Origin of the sequence: Paraburkholderia megapolitana, assembly GCF_007556815.1 — a bacterium.
In the GTDB taxonomy this organism is placed as follows: domain Bacteria; phylum Pseudomonadota; class Gammaproteobacteria; order Burkholderiales; family Burkholderiaceae; genus Paraburkholderia; species Paraburkholderia megapolitana.
Genome location: NZ_CP041743.1, coordinates 2419726 through 2440562, shown reverse-complemented (window position 1 = coordinate 2440562; position 20837 = coordinate 2419726). Strand labels below are relative to the sequence as shown.

The window sequence follows — 20837 nt, the reverse complement described above, 5'->3', positions numbered from 1 at the left end:
CGCGTCACTCCAGCGCAGCGGCAACGAGTTCGGCTACGTCGAGCACTTCGGGGCGCGGACCGACCACGCCTTCGAGCATCGCCGTGCAGTTCGGGCACCCCACCGCGACCACGTCCGCTCCAATGGCACGAGCATCGGCGATGCGGATATCCGGAATACGCTGCTTACCGGGGATATCGGTCAGCGGTGCACCGCCTCCACCGCCACAGCAGCGCCCGCGCTTGCCGTTGCGTTCCATTTCGATGACCTGAATGCCGATCGATTTCAACAGCTTGCGCGGCGCGTCCGTTTCGCCGTTGTAGCGGCCGAGGTAGCACGGATCGTGGTACGTGACGCGTTTGTCGTGCAAAGCATCGGCGGCCTTTGGCGACAGCTTGCCGGAGGCGACCAGTTCCGCGATGAAACTCGTGTGATGCAGCACGTCGTAACGCGTGCCGAGCGAGCGGTATTCGTTGCGCAGGCTGTGCATCACGTGCGGGTCGGCGGTGACGATGCGTTTGAACGTGAGGTTCGCAAGCGTACCCGCCAGTTGCCGCGCGAGTTGCTGGAACGTCGCTTCGTCGCCGAGGCGGCGCGCGACGTCGCCCGTATCTGTCTCTTCGCCGCCCAGTACCGCATAGTCGACGCCTGCCTTGTTCAGCACCGTAACCAGGGCACGCAGCGTGCGTTGATAGCGCATATCGAATGCCCCTTCGCCGGCCACCAGCAGCACGTCGACGGGTTTGCCCGGTTGCGCCACCGGTGCGTTCAGATCGACGGCCCAGTCGTAACGCGCAGCCTTGTCGTAGCCGCCAGCCGTGCCGGTTTCACGCAGATTCGCGAGCACTTCGGGGCCTTTGCCCGGCACCGTGCCGTGTACCAATGTCTGATTGCGGCGCATGTCGACGATCGCATCGACGTGTTCGATCAGCATCGGACATTCCTGCACACAGGCACGGCACGTCGTGCAGGACCACAGCGTGTCAGCTTCGATCAGGCTCGATACGATCGGCCGGTTCGGTTCGCCCGTATGGTGGCCTACCGGCAAACCCGGTGTCGGGCTGCCTGCATACGCCGCATCCGAGCCACCGACCATTCCGGTCACGAGATCCTGAATCAGCTTTTTCGGGTTCAGCGGCTGGCCCGCGGCGAAGGCCGGGCACGCTGCTTCGCACTTGCCGCACTGCACGCACGCATCGAAGCTCAGCAATTGATTCCAGCGGAATTCGACCGGCTTGCCGACGCCGTATTCGTTTTGCTCCAGCACCGGCGTTTTCAACGCCGTTGGTGGCGTCATGCTGACGGCACCGGCGCGGCGGACATCGCCGGACGCCGCGAAGCGCTCCTGGCGCGGATGAAACGCCAGATGCAGCAGACCCGCGAGCGCATGCTTCATCGGGCCGCCGTGTGCTGCACCAACGGTCATCGCAAACGCGCCCGCAGCGATCAGCAGCGCGAAAATCACGGCGAGTGCACCCGACATCGCACCGGCGGGTACCGAAACAAACAGCACGAGACCAAGTGCAAACGAGCCAAGCAGCCACGGCAGGGTGTCCCACGGTCCGTGTGACAGTCGCGCCGGCACCGCCTTCGTACCGCGCCGGCGACGCCACACGAACATCACGCCGACCAGCATGATGAGCGCCGCGATAAAGATCAGCCGGTCGAGCCACGGTGAGTAGATCGCGAGCCCGTAGTTGAGAAACACCAGCACGAACGCGCCAATCGCACCGCCCGCGGTCGCGACGTGGGTCTTCGCGATGTACGGGTCGCGGGCGACCACGTGGTGCAGATCGACGAAATAGCGCTTCGGAATCGTCAGCAGGTTGGTCCAGCCGAACGCGCCGGCCGCCGTCGCGCGGCCGAGGCGCCAGTACGCCGAGCGCTTCGCGACCGCGAACGCAAGGCCGGCCACCGATACCCACAGCAATGCGGTGATGAGAAACGCCGGGCTCATCGTCAGAAGTCCTTGCAGAGACGCAGCGCGTCGTAGATCGCGCCGTGGATGTTGTGCATCGAAATACAGTCGCCGACGCGGAACAGCAGGAAGCGACCGTTGCCGAGTTCTTCCGACAGCGACGGTTGCGGCTCCGATGCAAACAGCGTGTGCACATCGGTCTGGCCGCGATTCACCGATTCGGGCTTCAGTGTCCAGTACAACGCGTCGTTCGGTGTGCTGCCGTTTTCGATCACGACCTGATCGACGACACGTTCTTCGAGTTCTTCGGTGTATTCGTTGCGCAGCACCGCGATCTTGCGGCCGTCCTCTTCGTACACGCGATCAAGCCAGTAGTTCGGCGTATGGATCACGCCGAGCGCATACAGCCGCCGGTAGAAGATCGGGAACGTCGTGCCGCCCACGTCATCGGCGATCTTCACATCGGGTGTCACGATCTCGACCTTCGCCCCGCGGCTCGCGATGAAATCCGCGACGCCCGCACCGGCATGCGTGCTGACGCCGTCATAGACGAGCACGTGCTGCTTCGGCTCGACGCGACCTGAGAGGATGTCCCACGAGCTGACCGCAAGCCCTTCCTCGACACCCCACGCCGGCACCTGCTGCGTGAAGCTCGAGCCACCCGTGGCTAGCACGACGATATCGGGCTTCTCGGCCATGATCGCCTTCTCGTCGGCGGCGACGCCGAGGCGCCGGTCCACGCCGAGGCGCTTCGTCTCCATGTCGAACCAGCGCACGATGCCGGCCATCTGTTCGCGCTGCGGCGCTTTTGCAGCGAGCATGATCTGGCCACCCACCGCGTCGTTCTTTTCGAACAGCACGACGTCGTGACCGCGCGAACGCGCAACACGTGCCGCTTCGAGTCCGGCGGGACCCGCGCCGACCACTACCACCTTGCGGCGCGGTCCACGGGTCTTTTCGATCACGTGTGGCATCGTCGCTTCGCGCGACGTTGCGGCGTTCTGCACGCACAGCACGTCGAGGCCGTTGTACTGGCGGTCGATGCAATAGTTCGCGCCGACGCACTGCTTGATCTCGTCTTCTCGGCCGTCGCGGATCTTGATCACCATGTGCGGATCGGCGATCTGTGCGCGCGTCATGCCGACAAGGTCGACCATGCCATTAGCGAGCAGGCGTTCGGCCTGACCCGCGTCGCGAATGCTTTGTGCGTGCATCACCGGCAGCTTCACCACCGACTTGATGCCGGCTGCAAGGTGCACGAATGGTTCGGGCGGCAGCGCCATCGGCGGCATGCAGTTGGCGAGCGTGTTGTGCGTGTCCGCGCCGGAACCGATCACGCCGAGGTAATCGATCAGGCCGGTCTCGGCCATCGCCTGGGCGATTTCCTTCAGTTGCTCGTGGTCGAGGCCGTCTTCGTGGAATTCGTCGCCGCACATGCGCAGGCCGATGCAGAAGTCCGCGCCGACCGCTTCACGTACGGCCTTTAGTACTTCGGTGCCGAAACGCAGGCGGTTTTGCAGCGAGCCGCCCCATTCGTCGGTACGGAAGTTCGTACGCGGGCTCCAGAACTGATCGATCAGATGCTGGTGCGCCGCCGAAATCTCGATGCCGTCCATCCCGGCCTGCTTCACGCGCTTCGCAGCCGCCGCGAAATCGCCGATGATGCGGCGGATTTCCTCGACCTCGATGATCTTCGCGTTGCCGCGGTGCACCGGTTCACGCACACCCGACGGCGTCATCAGATGCGGCCAGTGCTCGCCGTGAAACGCTGAGCGACGACCCATGTGCGTCGCCTGGATCATGATCTTCGCGCCGTGCCGATGCATTGCTTCGGCGAGTCGCGCGAGCGGATCGATGATCTTGTCGGTCGACAGATTCACCGATTTCCACCAGCCCTGCGGACTGTCGATCGACACCGGGCTCGAACCGCCGCACACGGCCAGCCCGACCCCGCCCTTCGCCTTCTCTTCGTAGTAGCGGATATAGCGATCGCCGGGCAGACCGCCCGGTTCGGCATAGACCTCGGCGTGCGCGGTGCTGACGATGCGGTTACGCAGCGTCAGTTGATTCAGCGTCAAGGGTTTGAACAGATTGGGGTAACGCATCGCGATCGACCTCGGGCGGTGTGCGGTAAAAGTCTCGACAATCAGGCGAGCGGCGACACTTCGAACACGCAGTGCGCGTGATGTTCGGCGGCGCACTGCACTTCCTTCGACTGCGAACGCGGCGCATCTTTGCCCGCGTCGGTCGTGTCATTCACCCAGTCCATCGCGCCGGCGAACCAGCCTGCGAACATGTAGCAAAGCTTGCCGCTCTTGTCGGGCTGCGCGAGCACGAACGACGAGTGATGCAGCTCGATGCGCGCATGCGCACGCGCCGGGTCGGCCTCGACGATCTTGAACAGACCCCAACCGCGCTGCGACAGACGCTTCAGATAATGTTCGAACACCGCCATTCCGCTAATGCCGTGCTGTTTCGCTTCCTTATCGCACCAGTGGTAAGCCGATTTATAACCGGCCTTATAAAGAATCTCGGCATACGTGTCGCGACCCAGCGCTTCTTCGACTGCCGTGTGGTTATTCGTGAAGAAATGACGCGGCACGTACAGCATCGGCAGCGCGTCGGTAGTCCATACGCCGGTGTTGGGATCGACGTCGATCGGCAGTTGCGGTTGCATCGCGGGGTGACTCCGTGGGGTAAGCAGATTCGTATCGGTGCTGGTTCGGCGCGGGCGCTCGTAGCGGCGCCCGTCGTCGTTCTTATATTGAGCGGGTTCTCTCAGGCTCCCCACACATCGCGGAAGACGCGCACCCAGTTCTCACCCATGATCTTGCGAATACGGGTCTCGCTCCAGCCGGCGCGCTCCATCGCGGCCGTGAGGTTCGGAAACTCGCCGATCGTGCGGATGCCTTCCGGATTGATGACCTTGCCGAAGTTCGTCAGGCGGCGATAACGGCCCTTGTCATGCGTGATCCAGTCAAAGAAATCGGTGGTATAGCCCTGCGTGAAATCGCTGCCGATGCCGACCGTGTCCTCGCCAACGATGTTCACCACATAGTCGATTGCTTCGACATAGTCTTCGACGGTTGCATCGATACCGCGCTTCAGGAACGGCGCAAACATCGTCACGCCGACAAAGCCGCCCGCATCGGCGATTTCCCGCAGCTGCTCGTCGGACTTGTTGCGCGGATGTTCCTTGAGCCCCGACGGCAGACAGTGCGAGTAGCACACTGCTTTCTTCGAGAACGCGATCGCTTCCGACGACGTCTTGCCACCCACATGCGACAGATCGACCATGATGCCGACGCGGTTCATTTCGGTGATCACTTCGCGACCGAAATCCGACAGGCCACCGTCACGCTCGTAGCAACCGGTGCCGACCAGGTTCTGCGTGTTGTAGCAAAGCTGCACGACACGCACGCCCATATCGGCGAACGCTTCGATATAGCCGAGGTTGTCCTCGAACGCATGCGCGTTCTGGAAGCCGAGAATCACGCCGGTGCGGTTTTCTTTCTTGGCACGCAGGATGTCGTCGGTGGTGCGCACGAGCGTCAGCAGTTCGCTGTTCTCGCGGATCTGCTGCTTCATCAGTGCGATGTTATCGACGGTCTTCTCAAAGCTCTCCCAGACCGACACCGTGCAGTTGGTCGCGGTGATGCCGCCTTTTTGCATGTCTTCGAACACCGAGCGGTCGAACTTCGAAATGTTCAGACCGTCGATGATGATGCTGTTCTCGTGCAGAGTGCTCATGGTTCGGTGCTCCAGCTATCAGCGTGTGGGGAAACGCGGCGCATGTGTGTCTCGCGCGTGTTGTTTATTGCAGTATCAGTAGATCGGGAAGCGCTCGCACAGCGCGAAGATCTCGCGGCGCACGCGCTGTTCGGTGGCGGGGTCGCCTTCCGGATGGTCGCGCAGCGAGTCGAACACTTCGAGGATCAGACGGCCCGTTTCGCGGAACTCCGCCACACCGAAACCACGCGTCGTGCCTGCCGGCGTGCCGAGACGGATGCCCGAGGTGACCGTGGGCTTCTCGGTATCGAACGGGATGCCGTTCTTGTTGCAGGTGATGCCCGCGCGTTCGAGCGCCTGTTCGACCTGCGCGCCTTTCAGACCCTTCGGACGCAGATCGACGAGCAGCAGATGGTTGTCGGTGCCGCCCGTCACGAGATCGACGCCGCCGTCCTTCAACACGTCGCCGAGCGCCTTTGCATTGGCGAGCACGCTGTCGATGTAAGTCTTGAAGCTGTCCTGCAGCGCCTCGCCGAATGCAACCGCCTTGCCGGCGATCACGTGCATCAACGGGCCGCCCTGCAGGCCAGGGAACACGGCAGAGTTGATCTTCTTCGCGATGTCTTCTTCATTGGTAAGCACGAAGCCGCCGCGCGGACCGCGCAGCGTCTTGTGCGTGGTCGACGTGACGACATGCGCGTGCTCGACCGGATTTTGATGACGACCGGCTGCGATGATCCCGGCGATATGCGCCATATCGACCATCAGCTTCGCGCCGACGCTGTCGGCGATCGCCCGGAAGCGCGCGAAGTCGAGCTCGCGCGGATAAGCGGAGAAACCCGCGATGATCAGCGATGGCTTGTGCTCATTGGCCAGCGCTTCGACCTGGTCGTAATCGATGCGCATCGTCTCGCGGTTCACGCCATACTGCACGGCGTTGAACCACTTGCCCGACAGCGCGGGTTTGGCGCCGTGCGTGAGATGACCGCCTGCGTCGAGCGACATGCCGAGCACCGTGTCGCCCGGTTTCGTCAGTGCCAGCATCACCGCACCGTTTGCCTGCGCGCCCGAGTGCGGCTGCACGTTCGCAAAACCGGCATTGAAGATCTGCTTGATACGATCGATGGCGAGCGTCTCGATCTGGTCGGCGAACTCGCAACCGCCGTAGTAGCGCTTGCCCGGGTAGCCTTCCGCATACTTGTTGGTCAGCACCGAACCCTGAGCTTCGAGCACCGCACGCGACACGATGTTTTCCGACGCGATCAGCTCCACCTGCGACTGCTGCCGCTCGAGCTCCTTGAGAAGCGCGCTGCGGACCGGCGCGTCGCGTTCGGCAAGAGGTTGCGAGAAGAAGGGATTGGCGTTCGTCATGGGGTGTCCCGGGGGTGTCTGTTAGTCATGGAAAGCAAGGGGTCGCACGGCGATTCAAACAGACCGACGAGGCGCGCTGTACCTTCCCGCTTCCCTTGACTGGCCTGCCGGCACCGGCTCCCGACGGCTCTATTCTTCTCCGCTGTCTCGCCCGTCAATTTACGAATTCAGACGTGTTCTTGGCGTTTTCCGACATCCAGGTCCGTTTTGGACAAGTGGCCCGGTGGCCGGCCGGCCCGCCGGTCGCTCCGGCTTGGCGGCATTATTCGTGACGTCCGATCGTATGTTGCGATGCAGCGCGATCGCACTGCCGGCGTGCGCGGCCCGCCCGCGAACAGTGCCCTCGCCGCACATGCAAGGTGCGGCGAGCCGCCCCCGCCTGGTCCGACCGCGCGTGCCAGCCAGGGTTTAGCCGTATGGCATGCTTGTTGCGCTAGATCTCAGAATAGTGCGGCCGTCCCCCCCACGTCGGCTGCTACACCAGAGATCAGAGTCGAAGGAACACTCGCCCCCCATGTCTCCCGACCGCACCGCGTCGCTGGCGCACTTTGCGTTCATGCCGCTGCCCAACTTCACGATGATCGCTTTTACCAATGCGATCGAAGTGCTGCGCATGGCCAACTACCTGAGCGGGCAAACGCTTTATCGCTGGTCGATCATCAGCCCCGAAGGCGGCCTCGTGTCGGCCAGCAACGGCCTTGCCGTCGACACCGCGACAGCGGAGTGCGCGGGTCAACCCGACATCGTGTTTGTCTGCGGCGGCATCGACGTGCAGCGCGAAACCACCCCGGCCCATCTGTCGACACTGCGCCGCTTCGCGCGCGCAGGCGTCGCGCTCGGCAGTCTGTGCACCGGCACTTATGCGCTCGCGAAATCGGGGCTGCTCGCGGGCTATGCGTGTGCGATCCATTGGGAAAACATGTCGGCGCTGAAGGAAGAGTTTCCCGACACGCGTTTCCTGAAAGAACTGTTCGTTATCGACCGTGACCGCGTAACCTGCACCGGCGGTGTCGCTCCGCTCGACATGATGCTGAACCTGATCGCGGCGCGCGTCGGTACGCCGCGCGTCACGCAGATCGCCGAGCAGTTCATCGTCGAGCATGTCCGTGATACCAGTGCACAGCAGCGCATGCCACTCGTCGCACGGCTCGGTTCGGCGAACAAGTCGCTGTTCGAAGTGATCGCGCTGATGGAAAACAACATCGAAGAGCCGTTGTCGCGTGAAGAGCTGTCGCGCCTCGCGAACATGTCGCAACGACAACTGCAACGGCTCTTTCGCGAGCACCTCGGCATGACGCCGACTCACTACTACCTGACCCTGCGCCTGCGCCGCGCGCGCGAACTGCTGCTGCAGACCGACATGTCGATCATGCACATCACGATGGCGTGCGGGTTCCAATCGGCGTGTCATTTCAGCAAGAGCTACCGCGATGCATTCGGCACGGCGCCGACACGCGAGCGCCGCAAACAGGTTGCACCGCTTGCTCACGTCATGCCGGGTGTGACAAGCGGGCTGGCGCTGCCGGCCTGACACCCCTCTCCTGCCTGTTTCCGGGGCACCCGCGCCCCGCGTCCGAAGCGGCCCACACATGGCCTCGTATGGCGCTATAGTGAATGATCTCCAGTCCGTCAGCCCTTCGCCCGAGGCAGGAAATCATGGCCGAAAACGACACCGATATCGCCGCGCGCACGCTCTCCGTCGCTCCACAACAATTCTCGCTCGACGTCCTGCTCGAAAAGTACGCAAAGGGTGACGAACAAAGCGTCGACGACGTCTACCGGCGCGTCGCGCACGGTGTCGCACAGGCCGAACCGCCGGCGCTGCGCGAAGAGGTCGAAGCGCGTTTCGTCGAGAACCTGCAGCATGGCGCGCTCGGCGCCGGGCGCATCATGAGCGCGGCCGGCTCAGGCATCGCCGCGACGCTGATCAACTGCTTCGTGCAACCGGTCGGCGACAGCATTCAGGGTGTCGACGAAGACGGTCTGCCGGGCATCTACGTGGCACTGCTGCAGGCGGCCGAAACGATGCGCCGCGGCGGCGGCGTCGGCTACAACTTCTCCGCGATCCGCCCCAAGGGCGCGCGCGTGCACACCACCAGTTCGTCGGCATCGGGCCCGTGCAGTTATATCGACGTCTTCGACGCGTCGTGCCGGACTGTCGAAAGCGCCGGCTCGCGTCGTGGTGCGCAAATGGCCGTGCTCGACTGCACACACCCGGACCTGCCCGAGTTCATCGAGGCCAAGCATTCGAAGGGACGCTGGAACAACTTCAACGTCTCCGTCGCCGTCACCGACGAATTCATGCAGGCCGTCGAAGCCGACCTGCCGTGGCAACTCGTGCATCGCGCGGAGCCGTCGCCCGCGTTGCGCGCAGCCAGCGACCTGCGGCAACGTGAAGACGGTTTGTGGGTGTACGCCGAGAAACGCGCCCGTGAAATCTGGGAGCGCATCATGCGCTCGACCTACGACGTCGCCGAACCCGGCGTCGTGTTCATCTCGCGGATGAACGAAGACAACAACCTGCGCACGCTCGAAACGATCCGCGCAACCAATCCATGCGGCGAACAACCGTTGCCTGCTTATGGCTGCTGCAATCTCGGCCCGCTTAATCTGACGCGCTTCGTGATCGATCCGTTTGCGCAGGTGCGCGGCGGCAAACCGTCGTTCGACTGGGACGAACTCGCCGCACGCACGCGCACGCAGGTGCGTTTTCTCGATGACGTGCTCGACGTGACGCTGTGGCCGCTTCCCGAGCAATACGACGAATCGCGTGCGAAGCGCCGCATCGGTGTGGGATTTACCGGTCTCGGCGACACGCTCGTCATGTTGGGCTTGCGCTACGACCGCGCCGAAGGCCGCGACTTCGCCGCGCGCATCGCGCAACTGATGCGCGACGAGGCGTACCGCGCATCGGTCGAACTCGCGCGCGAACGCGGCGCGTTTGCGCTGTTCGATGCCGACAGCTATCTGGCCGATGGCACGTTTGCCTCGCGCCTGCCCGACGACATCAAGGCATCGATTCGCCGCGACGGCATCCGTAACAGCCATCTGCTTTCGATCGCGCCGACCGGCACCGTGAGCCTCGCGTTCGCGGACAATGCATCGAACGGTATCGAGCCCGCGTTCTCGTGGACCTATACGCGCATGAAGGTGATGGCCGATGGCAGCCGTGCGTCGTTTGCGGTCGAAGATCATGCGTATCGCGTCTATCGCGCGTTCGGCGGCAACGTCGATGCGTTGCCCGACTACTTCGTGAGCGCGCTCGACATGTCCGCGCGCGATCACCTCGACATGATGGCGGCCGTGCAACCGTACATCGACACGTCGATCTCGAAGACTGTCAACGTCCCTGCCGATTACCCGTTCGATGCGTTCGAAAACCTCTACTTCGATGCATGGAAAGGCGGCCTGAAAGGACTCGCCACCTACCGGCCCAACGAAACGCTCGGCGCGGTGCTGAGCGTGACGCCCCAATCCACCGACGATGCGCTCGCTGAAATCGACGCCGATCCGCTGCGCGTCGCCATCGATCATCGGCCGAAGGGCGAACTACCCGCGATCATCGAGAAGGTCGAATACCTGACGCAGGTGGGCAAGAAGTCGCTGTATGTCGCGGTGTCGTTCATCGAGGTGACGGGCAGAGTCGGCGGCGAAGACATGACGATCGAGCGGCCGATCGAGTTTTTCATCCCGGTCGGCCAGCGCGACGAATCGCAGCAATGGATCACGGCGACGATGCGTTCGCTGTCGCTCGCTGCGCGCGGAGGGTTCGTCGCGCGCAATCTGCAGGATCTGCGCAAGGTGTCGTGGGATCGCGGCCAGGTGCGGCTTGGCGATGTGCTGCGGCTCGATGGGCACCGGACGCCGCGCTGGCACGATTCGGAAGTCGCTGCACTTGCCTATGCGATCCAGCAGATTCTGCATCGGCGTGGGTTCCTCGATGCGGAAGGTAATCAGGTGCCGACGCGGTTGCTTGCGCGCTTGCCGCGTGGGCATCTTGCTGAAGCTGCGGCGCCTGTGGCCGGCCTTGCTGAACCGGATCGCGGCGATAGCGGCGAAACTGCCGCGCTGCCGGAAGGCGCAGGCCCGCTCGAACTGCGCACGATGCTCGGCCGCAAGTGCGATACGTGCGGCGCGAATGCGGTCATTCGTAAGGATGGTTGCGACTTCTGCACGGCGTGTGGGGAAGTGGGCGCGTGCGGGTAGTGGTTTGAGTGTGACGCGTTGTTGGGACAACGCGCCACACCTGTACCCGCGTTCCATACGACGCCATCACTTCGCTTTCCAGCGCTTCATTTCGCACGCCCCCATTTCCGGGCACATCCCCTCCTCTACAGTGATCGCATGCACTGAAACAACCGGTTTCAGTGCAGTTCCCAATCCGGGTCAGCTTTCAATCCAGGAGAAACGATATGGGCATCGCCTCAATTGCTGGTTCACTTGGCCATTCCGCTAGCGGCGGTCTCAAGGCACTTGGAGAGCATAAGGATGGTTTTGAAGCGCTAAATTCCGTGAAAGATCTCACGAGTTCGGGTGGCGGCGAATCGAGTAAAGCGACGTCGGACGAGTCGCCATCGGGTGGCGCGCTCCAGCAACTGCTGCAAGGCATCGAGAAAGCATTGGGCGATTGAACCCGGATTCCGGCTTGAACAGGGTGTTCGATCAATACAAGGAATTCTATGGACCTGCCCCAAACCACTGAGGCCGCCCGGCTAGGACGAGCCGTGTTCGACAGCATCAGGGCCGAACGTTTCGACGAAGCGGAAACGCTCCTGCAGCAGTTGCACGAGGCTCATCCGGCGTCGCGGGACATGCTGTTCTTTCCCGTGCTGATGGCGATCCAGCGTGGCGATGTGCGGGGAGCGTGGCAAGTCGTCAATGGCTTGCCGGAAGACCAGAACCCCGAGCTAAAGGCAATCTGCCTGTACCTGTTGAAAGACCCCACGTGGCATAGCTATGCGGCAGCACTCGAAGACAGCCCCGACCCGTATATCCGTCGGGCAATGTTTGCGCTACTCGGCCGTACAGAAGAAACCAGCGTTGCAGAGCCCGTGCAGTCCACCATGTTGCACGCCTTGCAGGTATGACTTTCGGTTCCCCGGTACAGCTTTACTGAAGCAAACGTGATCCGCCTGCACCTGTGCAGGCGGACCACCACCGCATCAAGCCGCTTTCAGCAACCCATGCGGGTCGATCACGAATTTACGCGGCGCCCCTCCATCGAACTTCCGATAACCATCCGGCGCTTCTTCAAGCGACACGACCGTGACGTTCACGATCTGCGCAATCGGCAGACGGTCCCACAAGATGGCCTGCATCAGATTGCGGTTGTACTTCATCACCGGCGTCTGGCCCGTGTGGAACGAATGCGACTTCGCCCAGCCGAGGCCGAAGCGGATGCTCAGACTGCCTCGGCGCGCGGCGGCGTCGGCGGCACCCGGATCGTCTGTCACGTAGAGGCCAGGAATACCGATCGCACCGGCCACACGCGTGATGTCCATCAGCGAATTCAGCACCGTAGCGGGCGCTTCTTCCTGGCTACCGTGGCTACCATGGCCGTGCGCCTCGAAACCGACGCAATCGACCGCGCAATCCACTTCCGGCTTGCCCAGAATCGCGGCGATCTGTTCGCCGAGCGTCGCATCGCGTGAGAGATCGACCGTCTCGAAACCGACCGAGCGCGCATGCGCGAGGCGTTCCTCGTTCATGTCGCCGACGATCGTGCACGCCGCGCCCAGCAGCCGCGCCGAAGCGGCAGCAGCCATCCCGACCGGGCCGGCACCGGCGATATACACCGTCGCACCCGGCTTCACGCCCGCCATCACGGCACCGTGATAGCCGGTAGGCAGAATGTCGGACAGGCAGGTCAGATCGCGGATCTTCGCCATCGCGCGATCGCGATCCGGGAATTTCAGCAGGTTGAAATCGGCGTACGGCACGAGCACATACTCCGCCTGCCCGCCGATCCAGCCGCCCATATCCACATAGCCATACGCACCGCCCGCACGCGACGGATTCACGTTCAGGCACACACCGGTGTGCTGCTCCTTGCAGGTCTGACAGCGACCGCACGCAACGTTGAACGGCACCGACACGAGATCGCCGACCTTCAACGTCTCGACATCGCGCCCGACCTCGATCACTTCGCCGGTAATCTCGTGGCCCAGCACGAGGCCGACTTCGGCCGTCGTGCGGCCGCGCACCATATGTTGATCCGAGCCGCAGATATTGGTCGACACCACTTTCAAAATCACGCCATGACCGATCGCGCGACCGCGCGGATCGACCATCTTCGGAAAATCGATCGACTGGATTTCGACCTTGCCCTGCCCCAGATACACGACACCGCGATTGCTGCTCATTGTCTCGTCTCCATGTTCGTCTGACGTCACGCATTTCGACACGGCATTCGGCGAACGCCGCTCTTTCGAGCGTAGCCCCTCGGCACCCGCACCCGGTGTATGAAACCCGACATCCGTCTGACTAAAACCGACACGGTCGCCTTTTGCGGTTTTTGTTGATTGATCGGTCAATAAAAAAACGCTAAGCTACGGCTTCCTCGCAGCCTGGCGCTCTCTGGTGTTGGGTTCGTGCAGCCTGTTTTTTGTGGGTTTTCGCGTTTTTTGGGGGTTCGACAGCATGCCCAAGCTTGGAATGCGTGAAGTGCGCCGCGCCCAGCTGATCGACGCCACCCTGCTCACCATCGATCAGGCGGGCCTGTCCGGCACGACGCTCGCTTCGGTTGCACAGCGCGCCAATATTTCGACGGGGATCGTCAGTCACTACTTCGGCGACAAGGACGGTCTGCTCGAAGCGACGATGCGGCATATCCTGCGCGACCTGTGGGCGGCCACCACGCGTCGGCGCAACGCTGCGAAGGCGCAGCCTCGTGCGCGGCTACGCGCTGTCGTCGCCGCCAATTTCGACGTATCGCAAGTTAGCGGACCGGTGATGAAAACCTGGCTCGCGTTCTGGACCGAGAGCATGCACGAGCCCGGGCTGCGCCGTCTGCAGCGCGTCAATACGCGGCGCCTGTACTCGAACCTGTGCGCGGAATTCGCGAAGGAACTGCCGCGCGGCGCCGCACGCCGGGCCGCGAGCGGCCTCGCGGCGATGATCGACGGGCTGTGGCTGCGCGGCGCGCTATCAGGCGATCCATTCGACACCCGGGCCGCACTGCGGCTCGCCAACGACTACATCGACATGCTGCTCGCGCACGCAGCCTGACGCGTTTCCAGCATATCCAGCTCGCATACAAGGAGAACCCCGTCATGACCTCTTACGGCCTGCAACGTCTTTATATCGGCGGCGAATACGTCGATGCCACCAGCGGCGAGACCTTCGAGACCTTCGACCCCGCCACGGGCGCAAAGCTCGCCACCGTGCAGCAGGCGAGCGCAGCCGATATCGACCGCGCGGTGCAGTCGGCACGCGAAGGCCAGCGCGCGTGGGCCGCGCTTACCGCAATGCAGCGCTCGCGCATCCTGCGGCGCGCCGTCGAGTTGCTGCGCGAGCGCAACGACGTGCTCGCCGAACTGGAGATGCGCGACACCGGCAAACCGATCGCCGAAACGCGCTCGGTCGACATCGTGACGGGTGCCGACGTGATCGAGTACTACGCGGGTCTCGCCACTGCGATCGAGGGTCAGCAGATTCCGCTGCGCGCCGAATCGTTTGTCTATACGCGGCGCGAACCGCTCGGCGTCACCGCCGGCATCGGCGCATGGAACTACCCAATCCAGATCGCCTGCTGGAAATCGGCGCCGGCGCTCGCAGCCGGTAACGCGATGATCTTCAAACCGAGCGAAGTCACGCCGCTATCGGCATCCAAGCTTGCCGAAGTCTACCTCGAAGCCGGTGTACCGCCGGGCGTTTTCAATGTCGTGCAAGGCGACGGCCGGGTCGGCGCGCTGCTCGCGGGGCACGAAGGCGTCGCGAAGATTTCGTTTACCGGCGGCGTCGCCACGGGCAAGAAAGTGATGTCGCTGGCTGGTGGCTCGACGCTCAAGGAAGTGACGATGGAGCTCGGCGGCAAGTCGCCGCTGATCGTCTTCGAAGACGCCGATCTCGACCGCGCCGCCGATATCGCCGTCACCGCTAACTTCTTCAGCTCGGGTCAGGTGTGCACGAACGGCACGCGCGTGTTCGTGCATCAGTCGGTGCAGAAGGAATTCGAAGCGCGCATCGTCGAGCGTGTGAAGCGCATTCGCATTGGCAAGCCGTCCGATCCCACCACCAACTTCGGCCCGCTCGCGAGCGCCGCGCAACTCGACAAGGTGCTCGGCTACATCGAAAGCGGCAAGCGCGAAGGCGCACGGCTCGTGGCCGGCGGTGCGCGGATCGTCGACGGCGATTACGCGCAGGGCCAGTACGTGCAACCGACCGTGTTCGCCGATTGCCGCGACGACATGCAGATCGTGCGCGAAGAAATCTTTGGGCCCGTGATGAGCTTGCTGAGTTTCGCCGACGAAGAAGAAGTCATCGCGCGCGCCAACGACACGATCTACGGCCTCGGAGCCGGCGTCGTCACCGAGAACCTCTCGCGTGCGCATCGCGTGATTCACCGTCTCGAAGCCGGCATCTGCTGGATCAACACGTGGGGTGAATCGCCGGCGGAAATGCCGGTGGGCGGCTACAAGCAATCGGGCGTCGGCCGCGAGAACGGCATCACGACGCTCGAGCACTACACGCGTATCAAGTCGGTTCAGGTGGAACTCGGCAAGTATCAACCGGTGTTTTGAGGGAGCGTCGCATGGCAGCGAACGAATACGACTACATCGTCATCGGCGCGGGATCGGCGGGCAACGTGCTCGCGACGCGTCTGACCGAAGAACGCGACGTGACGGTGCTGCTGCTCGAAGCCGGCGGCCCCGACTACCGCTTCGACTTCCGCACACAGATGCCCGCGGCCCTCGCCTATCCGCTGCAGGGACGGCGCTACAACTGGGCGTACGAGACCGACCCGGAACCGCACATGAACAACCGCCGGATGGAATGCGGTCGCGGTAAGGGGTTGGGCGGATCGTCGCTGATCAACGGCATGTGCTACATCCGCGGCAATGCGCTCGACTACGACGGCTGGGCACAGCGTAAAGGACTCGGGGACTGGAGCTATCTCGACTGCCTGCCGTACTTCCGCAAAGCCGAAACCCGCGACGTCGGCGCAAACGACTATCACGGCGGCGACGGTCCGGTTCACGTCACCACCAGCAAGCCCGGCGCGAACCCGCTGTTCGAAGCGATGGTCGAGGCCGGTGTGCAGGCGGGCTATCCGCGCACCGACGATCTGAACGGTTACCAGCAGGAAGGCTTCGGCCCGATGGACCGCACGGTCACGGCGCACGGCCGTCGCGCGAGTACTGCGCGCGGCTACCTCGACCAGGCGCGGCAGCGGCCGAACCTGACGATCGTCACGCACGCCACTACCGACCGCATTCTCTTCAGCGGCAAGCGCGCCAACGGCGTGGCGTATCTGCACAACGGTGCGTCGGTCACCGTGCACGCGCGCCGCGAAGTGCTGCTGTGCGGTGGCGCGATCGCCTCACCACAGATCCTGCAGCGCTCGGGCGTCGGTCCGGCCGCATGGCTGCGCGAACTGGACATTCCAGTGGTGCTCGATCTGCCCGGCGTCGGACAGAATCTGCAGGACCACCTCGAGATGTACATGCAGTACGCGTGCAAGGAACCCGTATCGCTCTATCCGGCGCTGCTGCTGCGCAATCAGCCGGCAATCGGACTCGAGTGGCTGCTGAAAGGCACCGGTATCGGCGCGAGCAATCATTTCGAAGCGGGCGGTTTTATCCGCACGCGCGACGACGACCTGTGGCCGAACATCCAGTATCACTTCCTGCCGGTGGCGATCAACTACAACGGCACCAACGCGATCAAGATGCACGGATTCCAGGCGCACGTCGGCTCGATGCGTTCGCCGAGCCGCGGACGCGTGAAACTGCGTTCGCGCAATCCGCACGAACATCCGTCGATCCTCTTCAACTACATGGCCGAAGCGCTCGACTGGCGCGAGTTCCGCGACGCGATCCGGATTACGCGCGAGATCATTGCGCAGCCGGCGCTCGGCCGGTTTCGCGGCGATGAACTGAGCCCCGGTGCCAGGCTGCAGAGCGATGCGGAGATCGATGCATTCGTGCGTGCGCGTGCGGAAACGGCCTATCACCCTTCGTGCTCGTGTGCGATGGGCTATGACGACATGGCCGTGGTTGACGATGAGGGCCGCGTGCATGGGATCGACGGGTTGCGTGTAGTCGATGCGTCGATCATGCCGCTGATCACGACCGGCAACCTGAATGCACCGACCATCATGATCGCCGAGAAAATCGCCGACCGGATTCGTGGACGGACCGCGCTCGCGCGCTCGACTGCACGGTATTTCGTGGCAAACGGAGCACCGGCACGGGGCATCGAGGTACACAAGGGTGCAGCGGAGACCGTTCACGCGACGTGACCCACTGAACGGCTGAGGGGCTTGCCCTGGGTGACGCCCCCATCCTATCCAGATGCCGCATTCCTTCTATGTCGGCAAATAATGGTCAAGTCTACTGAACGGATCGAGGCCGCGAAGACGCTAGCGAGTGTGCGCATCTTCTCCGCGAGCCTCCTCACATCCATTCAGAGGATGCCATGTCGACCACCGCTTCTTCCTCCACCTCACGTCCCAGCGCCGCTGCCCGGCTAGAACGTTTACCGTTCTCCGGCTACCACCGCACGATCTTCCTGATCATCGCGATCGCCTTCTTCTTCGATTCCGTCGATCTCGGCACGATGACCTTCGTGCTCGGCTCAATCCGCACGGAGTTCGGACTGTCGAGCGCGGCCGCAGGTCTGGTCGCGAGTGCGAGCTTCTTCGGCATGGTGCTCGGCGCGGCCGTGGCGGGTTTGCTCGCGGATCGCTTCGGACGACGCCCCGTATTTCAGTGGAGCATGGTGCTGTGGGGTCTCGCATCCTACCTCTGCTCGACCGCGCATTCCGTCGATACGCTGATCGTCTATCGCATCCTGCTCGGCATCGGCATGGGCATGGAGTTTCCGATTGCGCAAACGCTGTTGTCCGAATTCGTACCGACGGCGTCGCGCGGCCGGCTCGTCGCGCTGATGGACGGCTTCTGGCCGCTCGGTTTCATCACGGCGGGCGTCGTGTCGTATTTCGTGCTGCCGCAGTTTGGCTGGCGCACCGTGTTCGCGCTGCTCGCCATTCCCGCCGTATTCGTGCTGTTCGTGCGCCGCATCGTGCCCGAATCGCCGCGCTGGCTCGAACATCGCGGCCGTCTGCATCAGGCCGACGCGGTGCTCGTGCAGATCGAAGCGAAAGTGATGAAGTCGAAGGGGCTGACATCGCTGTCCGCACCGTCGATGCTCGTCGAAGCCGTCGGCCAGCGCACCCGCGGTGCGTTCCGCGAGATCTGGAGTGTCGCCTACCGGCAGCGCACGATCATGGTGTGGGCGCTGTGGTTCTTCGCGTTGCTCGGTTTCTACGGCCTGACATCGTGGCTCGGCGCGCTGATGCAGCAGGCCGGCGTCGCCGTGACGAAATCCGTGTTGTACACGGTGCTGATTTCGCTCGGCGGCATTCCGGGCTTTCTCTGCGCGGCGTGGCTGGTCGAGCGCTGGGGTCGCAAACCGACTTGCATTGCTTCGTTGATCGGCGGCGGCGCCATGGCTTATCTGTATGGCCAGGCCGCACTGCACGCCGAGAGCGTCACGCTGCTCATCTGCTCCGGCCTGCTGATGCAGTTTTTCCTGTTCGGCATGTGGGCCGTGCTCTACACCTATACGCCCGAGTTGTACGGCACCGGCGCACGCGCGACCGGCTCCGGTTTCGCCTCGGCGATCGGACGGATCGGTTCGCTGATCGGACCGTACGCGGTCGGCGTCGTGCTGCCGGTGTTCGGTCAGGGTGGCGTGTTTACGCTCGGCGCGTTGTCGTTCGTGGTGGCAGCGCTCGCCGTCTGGGTGCTCGGCATCGAAACGAAGGGGCTTGCGCTCGAATCGCTGGCGTCGGAGATGACGGATGGCGTAGCGGCGACGTATCGCGTAGCGGTCGACGAGGTGCGCTGAGTACTTTCGCACGCGGGGTTGGTTGAAAGATAGGGGTATACGCGGATTCGCGAACCCGATCGCACTACGAGCCGTTCACGCATCCCGCATGCTATGCCTATCAGATCCTCACATCCGATAAGAATAATTGCGCCCTCCGCACTGGTCCGACTTTTTCAACCGTTCGTCTTTATCCCTGGCGAGGCCATGAAAGCGGACGAGCTTCGGTCGCGACGCCGTATATCGCATCGGACGGGCAATGAGCATGGATCAGCAGTATCTGCGCACGGATCACAGCATCCCGACGCACAGCAGCAGCGATATCCCCCACCGGATTTCGATCGATGCCGATCGATCCGCCCCTGAACCCCGGGCGACGCATACCGCGGCGGCGGTTGCGACACGCGTGTCGGCGTGGCAACCGGATTTCGCCCTCCTGCGCGGCAATATTCGCATCGCGCTGGCCGATCAGATCGAGCAGGCGGTACGCCTCGGCGTGCTGCGGCCTGGCGATCTGTTCCGCCCGCAACGCGAAATCGCCGATGCGCTCGGGTTTCATCGCAACACGATCAACGCGGCATTCCGCGAAGCGGCACGCCGCGGCCTCGTCCGTGGCAGCAAGCGCCGCGGGACGGTCGTGCTGCCGCTCGACGAGGGCTGAGCCAGCGCCGTAAGCGGTCCACCGTACGCGGTTATTACGCGCGTCGGGTAGTTTCGCGTCGCCGCCACGCGTGCGACGCGTTGCGCGTCGCCTACGCTACACGCGTAGGCGTACTCCATCGCACATTCCATCTCGCCCGCCAGTAGAAATACTGGCGGCGCCCATCTCGCGCCCGTCGCGCAACAGCAAACGTTTTTGTCGATTTTTGTGTGTTCGTGCGATGCCGTCACATACGACAATTCGCTGTCGAAACGTTAAATTGTTAAATGCGCTTCAGCGTCGAAAACATATAAGCTAATAACCCGCAACGCGCTTTCGCCGAAAAGCACGCAAATCTTAGGCAATATCGCCGATTTTCACTAAACATCGCAGGCCGGTTTTGCCGGCAACGAAGCACTACGCATCGAGCCCCTCACTTCGCATCCGATGGTCCGCCACACGCACGCTCGCCGCAACGCACGCACGTGTACAGTCCTGTCTGGTCGCTGCTTGACACTGCAAATCTGGCCGGGTAAAAGTTAGTAACATTCGGCAGGACGTCGTAATTAAAGCGGTGATACGAGGCAGCATGTCAAACCGCCCTTCCTTTCTACAAACTCGCGCTTCGTCGCACTCGCCTGGAGTTAACTTGGCTAAGGGGCTTTTCGATGAACTGGTCAGCGGCTATCACGAGTTAAAACGGGTGCTGACACGCGAGCTGGATACGGATAATGCGGCCGATGTCGCGCAATCATCGTTTGAGCGGGCACTGCGCTACGCGCAAAGTCACGAGGTACACTCGCCGCGCGGTTTGCTGTTCGGTATCGCCCGCAATCTGCAGATCGACGGTGGCCGGCGCTTCGCGCGCGTGTCGTGGCAATCGGTCGACGAGGTCGAAGACGATATCGACCGGCTGGCGTGTTCGGAGGTGACGCCCGAGCGTTCGCTCGCTGGTCGCCAGGCAGTCGACCAGCTATGCGATATCATCGACGCCTTACCACCCCGTTGCCGGGAAGCCTTTGTCCTGTGCAAACTGCATCACATGACTTATGAAGAAGCCGCCGATGAAATGGGCATCAGCCCTACGGTCATCCGCAAATACCTTGTGCAAGCCTTGCGCGAGTGCCGTGTCGTGCTCGGTTAGCACGC

General features: G+C 63.0%; 16 protein-coding genes. 10 read left to right on the top strand and 6 right to left on the bottom strand.

All coding sequences use genetic code 11. The annotated features are described in order from the left end of the window. Positions 1-4 precede the first annotated feature (4 nt). The 5 genes from FNZ07_RS10370 to FNZ07_RS10350 form a co-directional block, all read right to left on the bottom strand. Complete coding sequence (locus FNZ07_RS10370; RefSeq protein WP_091018055.1) at positions 5-1936, bottom strand: (Fe-S)-binding protein; 1932 nt, start codon at positions 1934-1936, stop codon at positions 5-7. A 2-nt stretch (positions 1937-1938) separates the two neighbouring features. Beyond that, the gene (locus FNZ07_RS10365) at positions 1939-4002 is read right to left on the bottom strand and encodes an NADH:flavin oxidoreductase (protein ID WP_091018052.1); all 2064 of its coding nucleotides are present in this window, start codon (positions 4000-4002) and stop codon (positions 1939-1941) included. A 41-nt stretch (positions 4003-4043) separates the two neighbouring features. Then, the gene (locus tag FNZ07_RS10360; RefSeq protein ID WP_091018050.1) at positions 4044-4574 is read right to left on the bottom strand and encodes a DUF5943 domain-containing protein; all 531 of its coding nucleotides are present in this window, start codon (positions 4572-4574) and stop codon (positions 4044-4046) included. A 101-nt stretch (positions 4575-4675) separates the two neighbouring features. Further along, positions 4676-5647, bottom strand: coding sequence for a dipeptidase (locus FNZ07_RS10355; protein WP_091018047.1), 972 nt, complete (start codon positions 5645-5647; stop codon positions 4676-4678). Between the two features lie 75 nt (positions 5648-5722). After that, the gene (locus FNZ07_RS10350; RefSeq protein ID WP_091018045.1) at positions 5723-6997 is read right to left on the bottom strand and encodes a serine hydroxymethyltransferase; all 1275 of its coding nucleotides are present in this window, start codon (positions 6995-6997) and stop codon (positions 5723-5725) included. 472 nt (positions 6998-7469) lie between these two features. Between FNZ07_RS10350 and FNZ07_RS10345 the strand changes: the two genes are divergently transcribed. The 4 genes from FNZ07_RS10345 to FNZ07_RS10330 all read left to right on the top strand — a co-directional run bounded on the left by FNZ07_RS10345 (position 7470) and on the right by FNZ07_RS10330 (position 12084). Beyond that, a complete protein-coding gene (locus tag FNZ07_RS10345) occupies positions 7470-8528 on the top strand; it encodes a GlxA family transcriptional regulator (protein WP_407670703.1) in 1059 nt (352 codons plus the stop codon). 125 nt (positions 8529-8653) lie between these two features. Further along, the gene (locus tag FNZ07_RS10340; protein WP_091018041.1) at positions 8654-11203 is read left to right on the top strand and encodes an adenosylcobalamin-dependent ribonucleoside-diphosphate reductase; all 2550 of its coding nucleotides are present in this window, start codon (positions 8654-8656) and stop codon (positions 11201-11203) included. 206 nt (positions 11204-11409) lie between these two features. Further along, positions 11410-11628 (top strand): hypothetical protein, encoded by a 219-nt coding sequence (locus FNZ07_RS10335; protein WP_091018038.1) that lies wholly within the window; start codon positions 11410-11412, stop codon positions 11626-11628. A 48-nt stretch (positions 11629-11676) separates the two neighbouring features. After that, positions 11677-12084 (top strand): HrpB1 family type III secretion system apparatus protein, encoded by a 408-nt coding sequence (locus tag FNZ07_RS10330; RefSeq protein WP_091018037.1) that lies wholly within the window; start codon positions 11677-11679, stop codon positions 12082-12084. Positions 12085-12159: 75 nt separating this feature from the next. On the opposite strand, the gene fdhA is transcribed toward FNZ07_RS10330, so the two are convergent. Further along, the gene (fdhA, locus tag FNZ07_RS10325) at positions 12160-13359 is read right to left on the bottom strand and encodes a formaldehyde dehydrogenase, glutathione-independent (protein ID WP_091018034.1); all 1200 of its coding nucleotides are present in this window, start codon (positions 13357-13359) and stop codon (positions 12160-12162) included. A 277-nt stretch (positions 13360-13636) separates the two neighbouring features. On the opposite strand from fdhA, the gene betI reads away from it, so the two are divergent. From betI to FNZ07_RS10295, 6 genes are all read left to right on the top strand, one after another. Beyond that, a complete protein-coding gene (betI, locus tag FNZ07_RS10320) occupies positions 13637-14224 on the top strand; it encodes a transcriptional regulator BetI (RefSeq protein WP_091018218.1) in 588 nt (195 codons plus the stop codon). A 44-nt stretch (positions 14225-14268) separates the two neighbouring features. Beyond that, a complete protein-coding gene (gene betB / locus FNZ07_RS10315) occupies positions 14269-15738 on the top strand; it encodes a betaine-aldehyde dehydrogenase (protein WP_091018032.1) in 1470 nt (489 codons plus the stop codon). An 11-nt stretch (positions 15739-15749) separates the two neighbouring features. Next, on the top strand, positions 15750-17459 hold the full coding sequence (betA, locus tag FNZ07_RS10310) for a choline dehydrogenase (RefSeq protein WP_091018029.1): 1710 nt from the start codon (positions 15750-15752) through the stop codon (positions 17457-17459). A 176-nt stretch (positions 17460-17635) separates the two neighbouring features. Continuing rightward, on the top strand, positions 17636-19069 hold the full coding sequence (locus tag FNZ07_RS10305; protein ID WP_091018025.1) for an MFS transporter: 1434 nt from the start codon (positions 17636-17638) through the stop codon (positions 19067-19069). Positions 19070-19307: 238 nt separating this feature from the next. Then, entirely contained in the window at positions 19308-19709 is a 402-nt protein-coding gene (locus FNZ07_RS10300) for a winged helix-turn-helix domain-containing protein (protein ID WP_245811706.1), read from the top strand. Between the two features lie 568 nt (positions 19710-20277). Beyond that, complete coding sequence (locus FNZ07_RS10295; protein WP_091018021.1) at positions 20278-20832, top strand: RNA polymerase sigma factor; 555 nt, start codon at positions 20278-20280, stop codon at positions 20830-20832. The last annotated feature ends 5 nt before the right edge of the window (positions 20833-20837 follow it).

Excerpts from the sequence above, each read along its gene's own strand:
- FNZ07_RS10305 (WP_091018025.1), top strand. The coding sequence starts at position 17,636 with ATGTCGACCACCGCTTCTTCCTCCACCTCACGTCCCAGCGCCGCTGCC.
- FNZ07_RS10330 (WP_091018037.1), top strand. The coding sequence starts at position 11,677 with ATGGACCTGCCCCAAACCACTGAGGCCGCCCGGCTAGGACGAGCCGTG.
- FNZ07_RS10360 (WP_091018050.1), bottom strand. The coding sequence starts at position 4,574 with ATGCAACCGCAACTGCCGATCGACGTCGATCCCAACACCGGCGTATGG.
- betA (WP_091018029.1), top strand. The coding sequence starts at position 15,750 with ATGGCAGCGAACGAATACGACTACATCGTCATCGGCGCGGGATCGGCG.
- FNZ07_RS10335 (WP_091018038.1), top strand. The coding sequence starts at position 11,410 with ATGGGCATCGCCTCAATTGCTGGTTCACTTGGCCATTCCGCTAGCGGC.
- FNZ07_RS10370 (WP_091018055.1), bottom strand. The coding sequence starts at position 1,936 with ATGAGCCCGGCGTTTCTCATCACCGCATTGCTGTGGGTATCGGTGGCC.
- fdhA (WP_091018034.1), bottom strand. The coding sequence starts at position 13,359 with ATGAGCAGCAATCGCGGTGTCGTGTATCTGGGGCAGGGCAAGGTCGAA.
- FNZ07_RS10295 (WP_091018021.1), top strand. The coding sequence starts at position 20,278 with ATGTCAAACCGCCCTTCCTTTCTACAAACTCGCGCTTCGTCGCACTCG.
- FNZ07_RS10365 (WP_091018052.1), bottom strand. The coding sequence starts at position 4,002 with ATGCGTTACCCCAATCTGTTCAAACCCTTGACGCTGAATCAACTGACG.
- betI (WP_091018218.1), top strand. The coding sequence starts at position 13,637 with ATGCCCAAGCTTGGAATGCGTGAAGTGCGCCGCGCCCAGCTGATCGAC.
- betB (WP_091018032.1), top strand. The coding sequence starts at position 14,269 with ATGACCTCTTACGGCCTGCAACGTCTTTATATCGGCGGCGAATACGTC.
- FNZ07_RS10340 (WP_091018041.1), top strand. The coding sequence starts at position 8,654 with ATGGCCGAAAACGACACCGATATCGCCGCGCGCACGCTCTCCGTCGCT.
- FNZ07_RS10355 (WP_091018047.1), bottom strand. The coding sequence starts at position 5,647 with ATGAGCACTCTGCACGAGAACAGCATCATCATCGACGGTCTGAACATT.
- FNZ07_RS10300 (WP_245811706.1), top strand. The coding sequence starts at position 19,308 with ATGAGCATGGATCAGCAGTATCTGCGCACGGATCACAGCATCCCGACG.
- FNZ07_RS10350 (WP_091018045.1), bottom strand. The coding sequence starts at position 6,997 with ATGACGAACGCCAATCCCTTCTTCTCGCAACCTCTTGCCGAACGCGAC.